This window comes from Acanthopleuribacter pedis (assembly GCF_017377855.1).
Taxonomy (GTDB): domain Bacteria; phylum Acidobacteriota; class Holophagae; order Acanthopleuribacterales; family Acanthopleuribacteraceae; genus Acanthopleuribacter; species Acanthopleuribacter pedis.
In genome coordinates, this window is sequence record NZ_JAFREP010000011.1 from 60,413 (window position 1) to 77,709 (window position 17,297).

Sequence of the window (17,297 nt, forward strand, 5' to 3'; positions counted from 1 at the left end):
CTTAAGATCGTGAACGCCCTAGGCGTGTGTTACAAATGGGTACAAGAAAAATCACCGGCCAAGCAGGTTGAGGAATCGGTCATCGCGTCACGGAGCAACTTTCGACGGATCACCAAAACCCATCCGGCCTCCGAAGCAACGGCGCCATCCAAGTCGGGAACCAAGGCGAAAAGGGAAGCGCGGCCAATCCGCATCCAGCCCCAGGCCCGCAAGCGAACCAAAGCCGCGAAAAACCGCCACCAGAAAAACCAAACCCAAGCCCCATCCTCAAACCATCCTTGCCAATCAGTTTCCCAGAGAACAAAGGAGGGTCCTGCTTCACCGGCAAAACCCAAGCCCCATCCTCAAACCATCCTCACAGGGTTTCGGCCAAAGCCTCAAGGAAGGTTTCCACCCGATCCTCCGGCACCTCGGCCACCAGCGCTTCCAGCTCATCCTCGTCACAGAGATTGGCGCGCTCGCGCAGCACCGTGAACACAAAAGCCTCTAGTTGCGGTGCCTCAAACAAGGTGCGAATGCTGAGGTCGACTCCCCACTCGGCTTGGAGCCGGGTCACCACCCGAACCGCGGGTAAAGAGCTGCCACCCAGGTCGAAGAAGTTATCGTCGAGACCGATGTGGGGCACACCCAGCACCGATTCCCAGATCGTCGCAATCGTTTGAGCGGTCGGACCTTCCGGCAAACGCCGCTGTCCCACTTGCGCCTCGCGGTCGGGAATCCGGCCGAGCAACGCCTGCCGGTCGACCTTGCCGGTGGTGGTCGTCGGCAAGCTGTCCAGGCACACCAACAACGCCGGCACCATGTAGCGCGGCAACAAACGCGACAGGGCGGCGCGCACGCGGAAGGGGTTCATCCCGGTGGGACTGGTATAAAACCCGACCAGCCGAGCTTGCCCTTCCACATGTTGCACCAGCACCGCGCTTTGGCCGACGCCGGACAACCCCTGTAGATTTTGCGCGACCTCGCTGGGTTCGACGCGGTAGCCGCGAATCTTGACCTGCTCGTCGACGCGGCCCAGGAAGACCAGGTTGCCGTCGGCCAGCCGTTTGACGCGGTCGCCGCTGCGGTAGTAACGGCGCCCGTCGCCGTCGGTGACAAACACCTTGTCCGTTTGCGCCGGTTGGTTGTGGTAGCCGTGGGCCAGGCCCGCGCCGCCGATGGCCAGTTCACCCGGTGTGCCGGTCGGCAGCGGTTGGCCCTTGGGGTCCAAGACCTGACAGGTGACCCCCGCGATCGGCAAGCCGATGGGGACCACTTGCGGGATGGGTTGATCCGGGTCGTCACGCCAGGCCGTGGCGATGATGGTGGTTTCAGTGGGGCCGTAGGTGTTGAACAGCGTGATGCGGCCTTCGCTTTTGCGGCGCCAGTGTTGGAGCGCGGCCGGGGTGCAGGCCTCGCCGCCGATGATCACCGCGCGCAAACCCGCCGGCGGGCTGTCTTGGGTGCGGCTCCAGTCGGCCCAGTAGGCCGTGGGCAGGTTGACCACGCTCAAGCGTTGCTCGCGGATACGTTGTTCGAAGGATCGCGGGGTCAGGTCGAAGTCTTGCGGGAAGGGACACAGACAGGCGCCCGCGACCAGGGTGGCAAAGATCTCCTCAACCGAGATATCGAAGCTGATAGAACTGAACTGGCTGACGCGGTCGGCCGGGTCCAGTTCGTACAAATCGAGGGCGGCTTGGTTGTGGTTGACGAGGGCACGGTGGGGGACAAGCACGCCCTTGGGGCGCCCACTGGAGCCGGAGGTATACATAAGGTAAGCCGTGTCCTCGCCGTTGTTTTCGCGGGGGGGTGGCGATCCGGGGGCATGTGCCGCGCGTTCCGCGAGTTGGTCGATGGTCAGGCACCTTGCCGACGCGGCCAAGCGAATATCGCTGACGCTGCCGAGCAACAAGACGGGTTCGGCGTCGGCCAACTGTTGGTTGATGCGTTCCGCCGGCGTGTGGGTATCGAGCGGGAGGTAAAAGCCGTCCGCTTTGAGCACGGCCAGGGCGGATACCACGAAGTCGATGCCGCGCGGCAAGGCCAGGGCGACACAACGGCCGCGCGCGACGCCCATGTCCCGCAGTACCTGGGCGCGTTGGTTCACGCGTTGGTCCAGTTCGGCGTAGGTCAGTTGGTCTTGGCCGTCGTCGAGGGCGAGCCGTTGCGGGTGTGTCCGCGCCACCGTTTCGAACCAGTCCGGCCAAGTCGCGTGCGTGAGCGGGTGATCCGCGGCCACCAAGGCCTCGGGTTCTTCCAAGCGCAACGCGTTGAGCGGCGTGTTCGGTGCCGCCGCGATGTGGCGTAGCAGGGTTGCGTAATGGGCGAGCAGGCGGTCGACCGTTTCGCGGTCGAAGAGGTCGCGGTTAAACTCCATGCTCCCGTACAAGCCCGTATCACTTTCGTGCAGTGCAAAAGTCAGATCGAACTTCGCCGTTTGGGTGGTGAACAGCCAGGTATTGACATCGAGATCGCCGAGGCTGTTGGCCTCGGGCACACCTTGCTGCACGTTAAACATCACCTGGAACCAAAGCGGACGGCTGAGGTCGCGGTCGGGATTGAGTTCGTCGGCGAGGTGTTCGAAGGGCAGGTCTTGGTGGGTGTAGGCGGCCAGGCACATGTCCTTCACTTGGGCCAGCAAGCTGGTGAAGTCGGTACTTTCGGAAAGGTTGGCGCGCAGCACCAGGGTGTTCACGAAAAAGCCGATCATGCCCTCCAGTTCGCGTCGGGTGCGGTTGGCAATCGGCGAACCCACCGCGATGTCGTCCTGACCGGCGTAGCGCCCTAACAGGATGTAGAAGGCGCTGAGCAGGGTCATAAACAGGCTGACGCCCTGGTCGCGGCTAAGGGCTTGGAGCGGGGCCAGCGTTTCCGGTTCCAATTCGAAATAGGTCGTGTCGCCGCGATGGCTTTGAATCGGGGTGCGCGGCCGGTCCGTGGGTAACTCCAGCGGTTGGATGTCGCGCAATTGTTCGGCCCAGTAAGCCAGGTGCCGTTGCACCTCGCGCGCGTCCATTTTCTCCCGTTGCCAGAGCGCGAAATCCGCGTATTGGAGCGGGAGCGGGGGGAGCGGCGAGGGTTTGCCGGCCGCGAAGGCGTCGTAGAGTTGAATGAACTCGCGCACGAGCACCCCTTGCGACCAGCCGTCCGAGACGATGTGGTGCATCACCACCAGCAACACCCAATCCCGTTCCCCCAGTTGGGCCAGCGCCATGCGGAACAGCGCGTCCTCCTCTAGGTTAAAAGGCTGGTTGGCTTGATCTTGCAGCCATTCGTGGGCGGCCGATTCGCGCGCGTCGGGGTCGAGCCCGCGCAGGTCGCGGCGGCGCACTTCCAGCTGCTGGTGGGCGTGGATGATCTGCACCGGCATGTGGTCAACCTCGGTGAAGTTGGTGCGCAGGCTTTCGTGGCGGTCGATGATGGTTTCCACCGCGGTGAACAGCGCTTTCATGTCGAGGTTGCCGCGAATCCGCAGCGCGGCCGGCATGTTGTAGGTCGGGCCGGGTGCTTCAAGGCGTTCGAGGAACCACAGCCGTTGCTGGGCGAAGGAGAGCGGCAGGACCGCGGGGCGGGTGCGCCGTTGCAGCGGGGACACGCCGGGTTCCTCTTGCAGCGGTTGCAGGCGTTGCACCGCCTCGGCCACCGTGGGCGCGGCAAACAGATCGCGCAGTTCCAGGCGGGCCTGCATGCGCTCGGCGATGAGGGACACCGCCTGGGTGGCCAACAACGAGTGGCCGCCCGCGTGGAAAAACGAATCGTCGACCCCGATACGCGGCAGCCCGAGCAACGCCGCCCAAATGGCGCACATCTGCTGTTCTTGGGTGGTGCTCGGTGCGCGGTAGCGACGGGTCGCGGTTTGGGCTTGTTCCGGGGAGGGTAGCCGGTTGCGGTCGAGTTTGCCGCTGCTGGTGGTGGGCATATCGGCTCGCACAATGAACTGGGCCGGGATCATATGACTGGGCAGTGATTCGCTCATAAAAGCCTGGATCGAAGCGGGTTCTAGTGTTTCTGGATCGCCTTGTAGCCAAGCGATGAGGTGGGGGTTGTCGGCGATGGTGTGAAGCGCAACCGCCGCCGCGCCGACGCCGGGGTAGCGGGTCAACAGGGTTTCGATTTCGCCCAATTCCAAGCGGAACCCACGGATTTTGACCTGGAAATCGTTGCGGCCGAGGAAGGCAATCGACCCGTCGCTCAGGAAGCGGGCGCGGTCGCCCGTGCGGTAGAGGCGGGCGCCGGGTTGGTCGGAAAAGGGATCGGGCACAAAGCGTTCCGCCGTGCGTGCCGGCGCGCCGATGTACCCGCGCGCCAGACCCAGGCCGCCGATCATCAGCTCGCCGTGGACACCGCGCGGGACGGGTCGCCCCTGTTCGTCGACGATGTACAGGGTCAGGTTGTCGATGGGCCGGCCGATGGGGACCACGCCCTCGCGGCGGGCCGGGGTGCAGTCGTGGAAGGAGACGTCGACCGCGGCCTCGGTTGGGCCGTAGAGGTTGAAGAAGTCCGCCGCCAGACATTGGTGGTAACGACGGCGCAGTGCTTCGTCCAGGGCTTCGCCGCTGGCGAACACGCGCCGCAGCGAGATGCAGTCGGTTACCGCGTCGCATTCGAGGAAGGCGCGCAGCATAAAAGGCACGAAGTGCAGCGTGGTCACCTGTTCCTGTTGGATCAGGCTACAGAGACGGCGGTTATCGCGGTGATCACCGGGTTCGGCGACGACCAGACGGGCGCCGACGCTGAGTGGCCACAGGAACTCCCAGACCGAGACGTCGAAACTAAACGGGGTTTTTTGCAGCACCACGTCGTCGTGTTGCAGGGGGAAGGCGTCCTGCATCCACTGGATGCGGTTGTGAATCGCGCGGTGTTCGACCAGCACACCCTTGGGTTGTCCGGTCGAACCCGAGGTGAAAATCAGGTAAGCGGCATGCCCGCCCTCAAGCGCGGGTGCGGCAAAGGTCGCCGGCGCGGGTGGGTTCGTGTCCAGCGCCAGGTGCGGGGCCGTGCTTGGCAGCAGCGCTGCAAATGCTTCGTGGGTAAGGATCAGCGCGGGTTGGGCTTGGTCGACCATCGCCGCCAAACGTTGCTTCGGCAGCTCGGGATCGAGCGGCAGGTAGGCCGCGCCCGCGCGCAAGACGGCGTGGATTGCGATCACCATGTCGAAGCCGCGTTCCAGGCAGATGCCTACGATGTTTTCACGGCCGATACCGCGTTGGTGCAGTGCCGCGGCGAGGTGGTCCACTGCTTGGTCGAAGTCGCGGTAGCACCGTTGTTCGCCGCGGAAAACCAGCGCGACCGCGTCGGGTGTGCGCGCCGCCTGGGTCCGAACCAGGTCGGGCAACCAGGTGGTGCCGTGGTCCTTTTGGGTTTGGTTCCAGCCCTGGACCAGTTGCGTCTCGCGGTGGGCGGGCAGCAACGGCGCCTGTTGCAGGCTTTGGTTGGGTTGGTGCAGCAGCGCGTCCAGCAAGTGGCAGTAGCTTTCGCCGAGGGCCGTCACCGTGTCGCGTTCGTAGGCCGCCGCCGGCACCTCGATCACAATCCAAGCGCCGTCTTCCGCGTGTTTGATGGAAAACAGCAGGTCGAACTTGGCGGTAACCGTGGGGCGGTAGTGCGGGGTTTTGCGCAGGCCGTCGAAATCGAAATCCCCCGCGGTTTCCAGTTCCAGGTTAAACAGGGTTTGGAACAGGGGGGCGTCGCCGTGACGGCGTTCCGGGGCGGTGATTTGGACCAGCTTATCGAAAGGTACGTGGCCGTGTTCGCGGGCTTGCAGTACGCTGTCGCGCAGTTGCGGCAACCAATCGGCAAAGGCCTGATCCATGTTGAGTTGTGAGCGCAGCACCAGGGTGTTGATAAACAAACCAATCAGAGGTTGCCAGACGGCGAGGTCGCGGTTGGCGACCGGCGTCCCCACCACGATGTCGTTTTGACCGGCGGTACGTGCCAGCAACACCTTGTACGCCGCGAGCAAGACCGTGAACGGGGTGTGGCCGCGTTGGGTGCAGAAGTGTTGCAGCCGTTGCCAGAGTTCGGGGTTGACCGCGAAACGGTGGACCAGGGCCTCGCGACCGCCGTGGACCGGGCGCGGGTAATCGGTGGGCAGGTCGAGACGGGGCGGCAGGTCACGCAGTGTTTTGCGCCAGAATTGCAACGCCCGTTTGTGGCGGTTGCTCTCCAAGTTCTGTTGCTGCCAGACCGCGAAATCCGCGTACTGCAATGGTAGCGGGGCCAGGTCGGGCTTGGTTTGGCGACGGGCCGCGTTGTAGCAGGCCGCCAACTCGCGGAAGAGCAGGATCAGGGCCGCGCCGTCCGCGACCATGTGGTGCGCCGTCAGGGCGAGAACCTGCTCCGTGTCGCCGAGTCGCCACAGGCTGATGCGCCAAGGCGGGGCCGCCGCCAGGTCAAACGGCTGCTGCATGTCGTTGGTCAAGCCTTCTTGCAAACGGGGTTCGCGGTTGGCCGGGGGCAACTTGCGCAGGTCGCTGACCTGCAAGCGGGTTTGCGGTTCCGCCTCAATCACCTGGTAAGGGCGTCCCTTGCGGCGTTCGTAACGGGTGCGCAGGTTTTCGTGGCGCTGGATGACTGTATCGAGCGCTTGTTGCAGTGCGCCCGCGTCGATGCGCCCTTCCAGCCGCCAGGCCAGGGGGATGTGGTAGGTGGCCGAGGGGCCGTCTAACTGTTCCAAAAACCACAGCCGTTGCTGGGCCGAGGCCGTCGGCAGCGGTTGCTTGCGGTCGGCCGCTTGCGGGCCTGGCCCGTCGTCGTCGGTTTCGGCCTGTTGTTCGAGCAGGGCGATCAAGGCCGGTTTGTTGGTGACAACTTGATCGCGCAGCGCGGGGGTGAGCGCACCCGGCGGCGCCGAAAATTTGAGCTTGCCGCCCTCGGTCCAGAGCTTGATGCCCGCGCGGCGCAGTTGCGACAAGAGGTGTGTTAACGCGTTCATAGTTCCCCCATTTCCAGGTCGTCGCCCGCGCCGGCCGGGGTCAGGCGGCTTTCGAGCAACCACAACTGGTTGTCGATCAGCTCGGCCATGGCTTGCAGGCGTGCGTTGTTAAAGAGTTGGCGCATGCTGAGCACAACGCCGAAGCGGGTATCGATTTGGGCGGCCAGCCGCGCCATCGTCAGCGAGTGGCCGCCGAGCCCGAAGAAGTCGTCGTCCAAGCCAAAACGGGCGACGCCGAGCAGCGGCTGCCACAGTTCGGCCAGCGCGATTTCGGTTTCACTGCACGGCTCGCGAAGGTCGGCAGCGGCGTCTTGCACCGGCGCGGGCAACGCCTTGCGGTCGATTTTGCCGTTGCGGGTCAGCGGGAACCGTTCCAGCACAACCCAGTGCGTCGGCACCATATAGCGCGGCAACAGCTTGCGCAGGTCGCTTTGCAGCGCGTCGGGACTTAGGGCGGCGGTGTCGCCGGTTACGTACGCGACCAAGTTGGTGCGGCCGTCCTCGGCGCGGTGCAACACCACCACGGCACGGGCCACGGTGTCGAAACCGCCGAGCGCGTGTTCAATTTCGCCCAGCTCGATGCGTTGGCCGTTCCACTTAACCTGGTGGTCGCGGCGACGCAGGTAGACGAGTTCGCCGTCCTCGCGGCGCTTCACCAAATCGCCGGTGCGGTAAAGGCGTGCCCCCCCGTCGGGGCTAAACGGATCCGGCACAAAGCGTTCGGCGGTAAGCGCGGCTTGGCCGACATACCCATCCGCCAAGGCGATGCCCCCGATAAAGAGTTCGCCCGGCAAGCCGACCGGCACCGGCGAACCCCAGGGGTCGAGCACGTGCAGGGTGACGTTGTTGACGGCGGTGCCGATCGGCAGCGGATCGTCAACCTCGGCACAGGTTGCGTCCCAGCAACTCACGTCGATGGCGGCCTCGGTCGGCCCGTACAGGTTGAACAGACCGCTGTGCAGCCGTTCGCGGCACAGGCGCACCGTGGCGGCGGTGAGCACTTCCCCGCTGGCGATGATGCGCCGCAGCGAGTGGCATTCGGCGGCGGCCGGCGTTTCCAGGAAGGCCTGCAACATCGGCGGCACGAAGTGGATCGTCGTGACCTGGTGCTGTTGGATCAAGGTGATCAAATGTTGGTTGTCACGTTGCGCTTGCGGCGGGGCGACCACCACCCGTGCGCCTTGCATCAACGGCCACAACCATTCCCAAATAGAGACGTCAAAGCTGTAGGGCGTTTTGTGGAGCACCGCTTCGGCCGCGTCCAAGCGAAAACGGTCCTGCATCCAGGCCAAGCGGTTGTGCAGCGCGCGGCGCGGCACGCTCACCGCTTTCGGTCGCCCGGTCGAGCCGGACGTGTACAGCGTGTAGGCCGCGGCGCGTTCGGGCACGGCGCGCGGCGGCGGGTTTGGCGGCTGATCCAACCAGGGCACATCGTCCGCGTCCAAAGCGTAAACCGGCATCGCCGCCTCGGACCAGGCCGCGGTGCGGTCGTCCTCGGTGAGCAACAGCGCGGGACGGGCGTCAGCCAACAAATCGGCGATGCGTTGCGGTGGCAGCTCGGGATCCAGCGCCAGCCAAGGCCGCCCCGCCAACAGCGTCGCCAGTTGCGCAACCACCGTGCCGATGCGCCGTTCGCACAGCAGCGCCACCGGGGTGCCGTCGGCCGGCGTCGTGGCCGTGAGGAAATGCGCCAGACGGCTGCTCCGTGCAATCAGCTCGGCGTAACTCAGGGTTTCGACTTCGTCGACCAGGGCCGGTGCCTCGGGTCGTTGTCGGGCTTGCGCACAAATCGCCGCGGCCACGTCGTCCGTCGACCAACGTTTGCCGCGTACCCGCGCCCAGGAAGCCAAACGCAGGGTTTCCTCCGGCGCCATCATGATCTTTTGGTAGACCGGGGTCCGCGGGTATTGTGCGCAAATCGTCGCCAAGGTTTGGAAATGCCCGGCCAGTCGTTCAACCGTTTCCTGGCGGAACAGGTCGCGGTTGTAGATGAAGGTCAGGCCGGCGCCGTTTTCGTCGCGGTCGACGTGCAGTTGCAGGTCGAACTGGGCGAAGGGCAGCGGCAGGTATTCCAGGCGGCTGTTGAACGCTTTCGGTCGGTCGGGTACCGCGCGACCGCGGTTCAACACGAACATCGCCTGGACCAAGGTGGCGTGGCTGAGGTTGCGTTGCGGATTAAGCGCTTCCACGATTTGTTCGAAGGGGATGTGTTGGTGGGCGAAGGCGGCGAAGGCCTGGTCGCGCACGTGGGCCAGCAGGTCGGTAAAAGAAAGGTGTTGGTTGATGTCGGCGCGAATCGGCAAGGTGTTGACGAAACAGCCGACGGCCTGCTCCGCACCGCTGGTGTGGCGATTGGCAACCGGCGAGGCGGTGACGATGTCGCGACGGCGGGTGTAGCGCGCCAACAACAGTTGGTAACAGGTGAGCAGCGCCGTGTAGAGGGTGGCGTTTTGGGCGACGGCGCCGGCCTCCAACTTGGCCACCGTTTCAGCACTCAGGCGGGTGCGCACCCAGCCGCCTGCTTGACCCAGCTCGGCCGGTCGTGGGAAGTCGGTGGGTAATTCCAGCAAGGGCGGCAGGTCGGCCAGGTAGTCGCGCCACCAGGCGCTTTCCGCCGCCAAGTCGTAATCGGGTTCGGGCATGTCGATGCACTGGGGCGTGGCGACCGCCGCGACCGCGGCCGTCTCGTCGCCCGCGGCGCGGTAGGCTTGCCACAGGTCGGTGTGCAACAGGTCAAGCGACCAGCCATCCGCAATCAGGTGTTGCAACACGATCAGCAACACGAACGTGCGCGGTGCTGTTTGGAACAAACACACCCGCCACAAGGGGCCGTTTTCCAGATCAAAGGGAACCACCGCGATGGCGCGCGCCTGATCGTGGAGCGCGACCTCGCGTTGATCCTCTGCCAGATCGAGCAGGTCAACCTGTTCCCAGGCGAGCGGCACGTGCGGGTTCACCCGTTGGTAGCCGAGCCCGTCCTCCTCGCCGAAGGTGGTGCGCAGCGATTCGTGGCGTTGTTGGAGCAGGACCAGCGCCCGTTGCAGTTGGTCCGCGTCCAGGTCGCCGTCAATGTGCAGCAAACGCGAGATGTGGTAAGCCGGGCCGCCGTTTTCCAGGCGCTCCAACAACCACAGCCGCCGTTGACTCGCGCGCATCAGCGTTTCTTGACTGAGCGGGCGTTCGATTGGGGTCTCCGCGGCGTCCTTGTCCGCGACCCCGCCGTGTCCGGCCTCAAGTTGTTCGTGGAGCCAAGCGCTCAGCGTGGCCGGCTCGGGTTTGGCGAACAGCGTCTCCAGCGACATCCCCAGGCCGTACTGCTCTTGAATGCGGCCCGCGACCTGCAACCCACTGAGCGAATCGCCGCCGACCTCGAAGAAGTTGGCGTCCGCCTCAAGGGTACGGTCCACCAAAACCTCGCGCCAGCACTGCACCAGCCAATGTTCCAGCCGGTTGCGGTCGGGGATCGCCGTTTCGGGGACGTCGAGCGCGGCCGCCTCGGGGAATTCCGCCGTCAGGCGTGCCGCCAGTTTTTCGATGGTCAAACTTTCAAACAGCAGATGGACCGGCATGTCGATGCCCTGTTCCTGCAACAGGCGATAGGCGAAACGGGTGGCTTTAAGCGAGTTGCCGCCCAGTCGGAAGAAGTCGTCTTCAATGCCGACCTGGTCGTGGTTGAGTACCGCCGCCCAGAGCGCGACCAGCACCGCCTGCAATTGGGTTTCCGGTGCGCGCACCACCCGTTCCAGGATTTCCGCCTGGGGAATGGGCAGCGCCTTGCGGTTGACCTTGCGGTTCGGTGTCAGCGGCATGCTTTCGAGTTGCACGAACTGGGCGGGCACCATGTAGTCGGGCAGGGTTTGGGTGACCCATTGTTGCAGGTCGACCGGGTTGGCTTCGCCGTCCGCGCACAGCCAGGCCACCAGGCGCGCCTCCGCCTCGTCTTCCTCGCCGCCGACCACGCCGACCACGCACTCGCGAATCGCCGCGTGTTCCAGCAGGCGTGTTTCGATTTCACCCAGCTCGATGCGGAACCCGCGCACCTTAACCTGGAAGTCGACGCGCCCGTGGAAAATCAGCTTGTCGCCGCCTTGGATGCTGCACAGGTCGCCGGTGCGGTAGAGCCGTTGACCCGGCTCCTTGCTGAAGGGATCGGGCACAAAACGGTCGGCCGTTTGTTGGGGCAAACCCGCGTAACAGCGCGCCACCGCCGGGCCGCCGATGTACAGTTCACCGGGCGCGCCCGAGGGGATCGGGTTCATTTCGGAATCGAGCAGGTAGAGTTGCACGTTGGCATAAGCTTGACCGAGCGGCATGGGAAAGCTGCCGTCGAACGGCGCTTGCGACACCCAAACCGTGGCCTCGGTCGGCCCGTAGAGGTTGTGGAGCGAGGCCGTTTTTTCAGCCAGCAAGCGGCCCAACGGTGCGTTGAGCGCTTCGCCGCCGACGAGGGCTTTGAGGTGGTCGAGGCGGTCGTCGCCGAGGCGGTCGAGTAGCAGGCGCCAGTGGGCCGGCGTTGCCTGCAAGACGGTCACCCCTTGCTCGCGAATCCAGCGCAACTGACGGGCGCCGTCGAGGATGTCGCGCCGGTCGGCGATCACCACGCGCGCACCCGCCGCCAGGGTCACGTATACGTCGAGCGCCGTGATGTCGAAGGAAATCGAGGTCACCGCCAGCAGGCAGTCCGAGGCCTCAATCGGCAGCGCATTCAGGGTGCCGTGGACGAAGTTGCTCAGCGCGTCGTGTTGGATGGCGACGCCCTTGGGGCGACCCGTCGAACCCGAGGTGTAAATCGTGTAGGCCAATTGCGCCGGCACCACCTCGGCCGCGGTTGTGCTCGCTTCCTGTTGCAAGAGCAAGGCCGTGTCCAGCGCTTCCACGTCGGCGGGTAAATCGTCGCTTAACGAGGGTTGCGTCAACGCCCAGCGCGGTTGAGCGTCTTCCAGCACCAGCGCGATCCGTTGTTGCGGGTAAAAGGGATCCAGCGGGATGTACTGACCGCCCGCTTGCAACACCGCCAACATCGCGATCACCATGGCGTGGCCGCGTTCTAGGTAGACAGCGACCGCGTCCTCGGGACCCACGCCCCGTTGAATCAGGTGCGCCGCCAGCCGGTCGACCGCGGCCTGCAGCTCGCCGTAGCGCATCGTCCCCTCGGCGCTGATCAGCGCGGGCCGCTCCGGGTGGGCGGCGGCGCGTTCGGCGATGAAGTGGTGCATCGGGGTTTTGCTGAAGGCGACCCTTTCGCCGACAAAGCGCTTCAAAATCGTCTCTTGCTCCGTCGTGCTCAAGAAACGCAGGCGGGCGACCGGGGCTTGCGGCTGCGCCACAATTTCCCGCAGCAGGGTTTCCCAGTGGCGAATGACGGTGCGAATCGAGGCGGGCAGGAAAATGTCGGTGTTGTATTCGATTTCGCCCCAAAGACCTTGCTCGGTTTCGGTGAGTGCCGCCGACAAATCCAACTTGGCGGCGCGGTTGCCCCGCCAAAAAGGTTCGACGGCCAAACCTGGCAGCACGATCTCGCTCGCCGGTGCATTTTGCAGGGTGAACATCATTTGGAACCAAGGCGTGTGGGCCAAGCTGCGTTCCGGGTTGATCTCCTCCAACAGGTACTCAAAGGGCGCGGCCTGGTGGACGAAGGCCTCCATGCTGACCCGTTTCACCTCGGCGAGGAGGTCGGTGAAGCCTTGGCGCGGTGTGACCCGCGTGCGCATCACCAGGGTGTTGGCGAACAACCCCATCATGCTTTCAAAGGCCCGCTCGCGGCGGCCCGCGATGGGCGAACCTACCACAATGTCCTGCTCACCGGAGTAGCGGAACAGCAGCACCTTGTAGGCCGCCAGAAGTACCATGTACAGGGTCGTGCCCTGGTCGCGCGCCAGTTGGTTGAGGTCGTCGACCAAAGACCGCGGCCATTCAAACGGGATCACCGCGCCGCGGGTGGTTTGGCGTGCCGGACGTTCCATGTCGGTATCGATTTTGAGCAAGGTGGGCACCCCGTCCAACTGCTTGCGCCAGTATTCGAGGTGCGGTTTCAAGCCGGACGCGGCTTGATCACGCTGATGCAAGGCGAAGTCCGCGTATTGGTGCTGGAGCGGTTCGGGTAACCAGGATTCGCCCGTGACCATCGCCGTGTAGGCCGCCACAAATTCACTGATGAACAGGCCCGTCGACCAGCCGTCCGTGACCAGGTGATGCAGCGTGACCAGCACCAAGTGTTCTTCCGCCGCGCAACGCACCACACCCACCCGCACCATCGGCGGCGTGGCAAGGTCAAAGGGTTGACCCGCCTCGTGTTGTGCCAAGCGGTCGCGTTCCGCCGTGCGGCTTCCGTCGTCCAGCCGGCTGATGTCCGTCAGCGGCACTTCAAGCGCCACCTGTTCGTAGACCTGTTGCACCGGCTGTCCTTCCACCATCGGGAACCCGGTGCGCAGCGGTTCGTGGCGGTCAACGACGGCTTGGAAAGCGCCGCGCAAGGCGGCTAGGTCCAGCTTGCCGCGCAGGATAAATGCCGAGGGCAGGTTGCCCGCCGCCGGGTTGGCCGCCGTTTCCGCGCCCAAATGTTCCATCATCCACAGCGATTGTTGCGCGAAGGAAAGGGGGAACTGGGTGCGACCCGGTTCGCGCGGGGGCAACGCGGCCTTGGGCGTCGCCGGCTGTTTTTTCTCCAAGCGTTTCATCAGCAGCGCCCGCTTCTCGGGACTCAGGGCCGCGAGCCGTTTCTCTAATTCCTGATTCAATTGGAACTCCTTTGCGGTCGGGGTCGGCGCACCAATTTGCGGCGTTGTTTCATGGCCGCCTCCCGTTGCCGTTGGGCGCGGTCCTGGGACAAGCCACGCGCCGACTCGGCCGTACCGCTGTCGCTGAGGTACGCGGCCAAGCTGCTGATCGTGGTATAGCGGAACAAATCCAGCAGGGTAATGTTTTTGGGGAACTGCTTGCGCAGCGCCGCATGCACCCGCGCCAACAGCAGCGAATGCCCGCCAATGTCGAAGAAATTGGCCTGGCTGCTCACCTTCTCCAGGCCCAAGACGTTTTGCCAAATCACGGCCAACTTCTTCTCGGCCTCGGTTGCCGGCGCCACAAAACGTTGCGTCACTGCTTCCTGTTGGTTGGGCGCGGGCAAGGCCTTGCGGTTGAGCTTGTTGTTGGGCGTCAGCGGCATGGCTTCGAGCGCGATGATCTGTTCCGGCACCATGTATTCCGGCAAGGCCTCGGCGATGTAACTTTTGAGCGTGTCGCTGCTCGGCGCCTTGCCTTCACCCACCACGTAGGCCACCAGAAAACGCCCGCGCGGCCCGCCGTCGTGGGCCAGCACCACCGCTTGGCGTACCCCCGCGTGGCTCGCCAGGCGCGCTTCAATTTCGCCCAGTTCAATGCGGAACCCGCGAATTTTGACCTGGAAATCGGCGCGGCCGAGGAAGGTAAAGTGGCCGTTGCTCTCGCGTTTGGCGAGGTCGCCGCTCTGGTACAAACGGTCGCCCGGCACCGTCGCGAACGGGTTGGGTCGGAACTTCTCGGCGGTCAGCGCGGGACGCCCGTGGTAACCGCGCGCCAAACCGTCGCCGCCGATGTACATCTCACCCGGCACGCCCGGCGGCACCGGTTCGAGGTTCTCGTCGAGCACCACCAACTGGGTGTTGTCGAAGGCGTCACCCAAGGAGGCGTTGCCCTGGAAGGGTTCGGTCACCGGGAAAAACGACGAGTAAATGGTGGTTTCGGTCGGACCGTAGAGGCTGAAGATTTGGAAACCGGCCGCTTCCATGCGCGCGGCCAATTCGCCCGGCAAGGCCTCGCCGCCGGTCTGGATCTTCAAACCCGGCAAGCGCCGTTCGCCCAGTCCGTCCAGCAACAGCCGCCAGCCGGACGGCGTCGCCTGCATCGAGGTAACCCGATGTTTCTGAATGAGCTGCACCAAACGGGTACCGTCCAGAATGTCTTGCTTGTGGGCCAGCACCACCGCGGCACCCAGCGAAAGCGGCAACCACACATCAAATTCGGCGATGTCGAAGGCCAGCGAGCTGACGCACAGCAAGGTGTCGTCGCGGTCGATGGGCACGCGCCGCTCGACCGACACCAAGAAATTGGTCAGCGCCTTTTGCGGGATCTGCACGCCCTTGGGTTTGCCCGTCGAACCCGAGGTGTAAATCGTGTAGGCGAGGCGGTCCTCGCACCCGTCGGGAATGGCGGGATAGGCGGGCGCCGCGCCGTGGTTTTCTTCCACGATGAAGGTCGGCATGTCGCCTGGCAGGTCGGCCACCAAGCTAAACTCGGTGATCACCATCGCCGGTTGCGCGTCTTCCAGCACATAGGCAATGCGCTGTTGCGGGTAAAACGGATCAATCGGCGCGTAGCCGGCGCCGAGCTTGTGAACCGCCAACAAGGCCACGATCAAAGCGTGGCCGCGCTCCAAATAAACCGCGACGGTGTCGTCCAAACGCACCCCGCGTGCGTAGAGCTGTCGCGCCATGGTTTCGGCGCGTTGGTTCAGCTCGCCGTAGCTCATGGTTTCACCGGCGAAAATCACCGCCGGCCGTTCCGGTGCCCGTGCGGCTTGGACCTCGAAGCGGCGATGGGCGGTGTGGTTGACGTCGTAGGCGAACAAGGTGGTTTCGGGATGGTTCAAGACCAGTGCCCGCGTCGCGTCGTCCAACAAGCTGTAGCGGCCGACCGCCTGGTTGGGGTCGGCGGTAATCGCTTCCAGCAGGCGTTCGAAATGGCCCAAAAAGCGTTGGATGGTTTCGGGTCGCCACAGGTCGGTGCTGTACTCCAAACTGCCGCGCAAACCCGCGTCGGTTTCAGACATCGACAGGTGCAAATCAAACTTTGAAACCTTGTGTTCCCGCTCCGGTGTCGACAACGTCAAGCCTGGCAACCCCTCGCTTTCGCCAGGCGCGTTTTGCAGCACGAACATCGCTTGGAAGAGCGGTGTGTGGGCCGTGCTGCGCACCGGTTGCAACACGTCGACGAGCTGCTCAAAGGGCACGTCCTGGTGATCGTGCGCCGCCAACACGTGCTGGTGGACCCGCGCCAAAACCTCGCAAAAGCTGTGCGTGTTTTCGTACTGGTTGCGCAGCACCAAGGTGTTGACGAACAGGCCGATCAACCCCTCCACCTCGCGACGGGTGCGGTTGGCAATCGGGGAACCCACGGTGATGTCCGTGGATCGCGCGTACTTGCCCAACAACAGTTGGAAGGCGGTCAACAAGGTGGTGTACAAGGTCGTATTTTGGGCCCGGCTCAAACGCGCCAACCGATCACTCAAATCCTTCGACAACACCAGCGGTTCCACGTTGCCGCGGTAACTCATCGCCTTGGGGCGCGGGAAGTCGGTGGGTAATTCCAACAAGGTCGGCAAGTCGGCCAAGTTCTCTTTCCAGAAACGGAGCTGACGGTCCAAGTTCTCGCCGCGCAGGGTGTTGCGCTGCCACACCGCGAAGTCGGCATACTGAATTTGCAGCGGTTTCAGCGGGGAAGGGCGGTCTTCCGCAAAAGCCCGGTACAGGGCGACAAAGTCCCCCATCAACACGCCCAAACTCCAGCCGTCTGAGACGATGTGGTGCATCGTCAGCAGCACCACGTGGGAACGCGGCGACAGGCGCAACACCTGGGCGCGCAACAGCGGGTCGCTGCTCAGGTCAAAGGGCCGCGCCGCTTCTTCTTCCGCCATCGCTTCCACCCGCGCCTTCACCTGAGACGGCGCTACGTCGCTCAGGTCCAGGTGCTGGATGTTGGTGCGTGTCGGCCCAATGCGCTGCACCGGCACCCCGTCGCGTTCGCTGAACACCGTGCGCAGGCTTTCGTGTTGGTCGATCAACGCCTCAATCGCCCGCTCGAACAGTTCCGGCTGAAAAAAACCGTCCAGTTGGAAGGCGAGCGGGATGTGGTACGCCTCGCCCGCGCCTTCGAGCTGCTGGAGGAACCACAGCCGCTGCTGGGCAAAGGAAAGGGGGAAGTCTTGGTCGCGGTTTTCCGCGTAGGGGATGCCGGACGGCGTCGCCGCTTTCTGCTCCAAGCCCAGCTTCTGGAGGAGGAGGGCCCGTTTCTCCGGCGATAGGCCGGCGATGCGTTGGTGGATGTCGCTCATAGTCAGCTTTCTCTCTATTTAGGATGGTTTGAGGATGGTTGTTGGTGGGGTTGGATGGGCGTGTGGCTTTTTGTCGATGCCTTTTGGGTTGGGGGCGGTTTTTTTACTCAGGATGGTTTGAGGATGGTTGTTGGTGTCGGTGCGTTGGCCGGGGCTTGGGTGGTGATTGTTGGGGTTTTCAGGGCGGGGGTGGGATGCGGATGGTTGTTCGCACCCGCTTCCGCCCAAGGTGCCCTTGGGCTCACCGCTTTCCGACGTTGATGGTGCCTTCGCTTCGATGGCCGTTTGGTCTTTTGACGA

The 17,297-nt window shown here is 64.2% G+C and carries 3 protein-coding genes; all 3 read right to left on the reverse strand.

Features of this window, described 5'->3' with window-relative positions:
* Positions 1-355: 355 nt before the first annotated feature.
* Genes J3U88_RS13160 through J3U88_RS13170 form a run of 3 tightly spaced genes read right to left on the reverse strand, consistent with a single transcriptional unit; the run spans position 356 to position 16,997 of the window.
* Entirely contained in the window at positions 356-6,913 is a 6,558-nt protein-coding gene (locus tag J3U88_RS13160) for a non-ribosomal peptide synthetase (RefSeq protein ID WP_207859233.1), read from the reverse strand.
* On the reverse strand, positions 6,910-13,650 hold the full coding sequence (locus J3U88_RS13165; RefSeq protein WP_207859234.1) for a non-ribosomal peptide synthetase: 6,741 nt from the start codon (positions 13,648-13,650) through the stop codon (positions 6,910-6,912). The genes J3U88_RS13160 and J3U88_RS13165 overlap by 4 nt, the downstream gene beginning before the upstream one ends.
* The gene (locus J3U88_RS13170; protein ID WP_207859235.1) at positions 13,647-16,997 is read right to left on the reverse strand and encodes a non-ribosomal peptide synthetase; all 3,351 of its coding nucleotides are present in this window, start codon (positions 16,995-16,997) and stop codon (positions 13,647-13,649) included. Before J3U88_RS13170 ends, J3U88_RS13165 begins: the two co-directional genes overlap by 4 nt.
* Positions 16,998-17,297 lie beyond the last annotated feature (300 nt).

Bases quoted from the DNA above. Each gene is read 5' to 3' on its own strand.
- J3U88_RS13160 (WP_207859233.1), bottom strand. From the start codon at position 6,913: ATGAACGCGTTAACACACCTCTTGTCGCAACTGCGCCGCGCGGGCATC.
- J3U88_RS13170 (WP_207859235.1), bottom strand. From the start codon at position 16,997: ATGAGCGACATCCACCAACGCATCGCCGGCCTATCGCCGGAGAAACGG.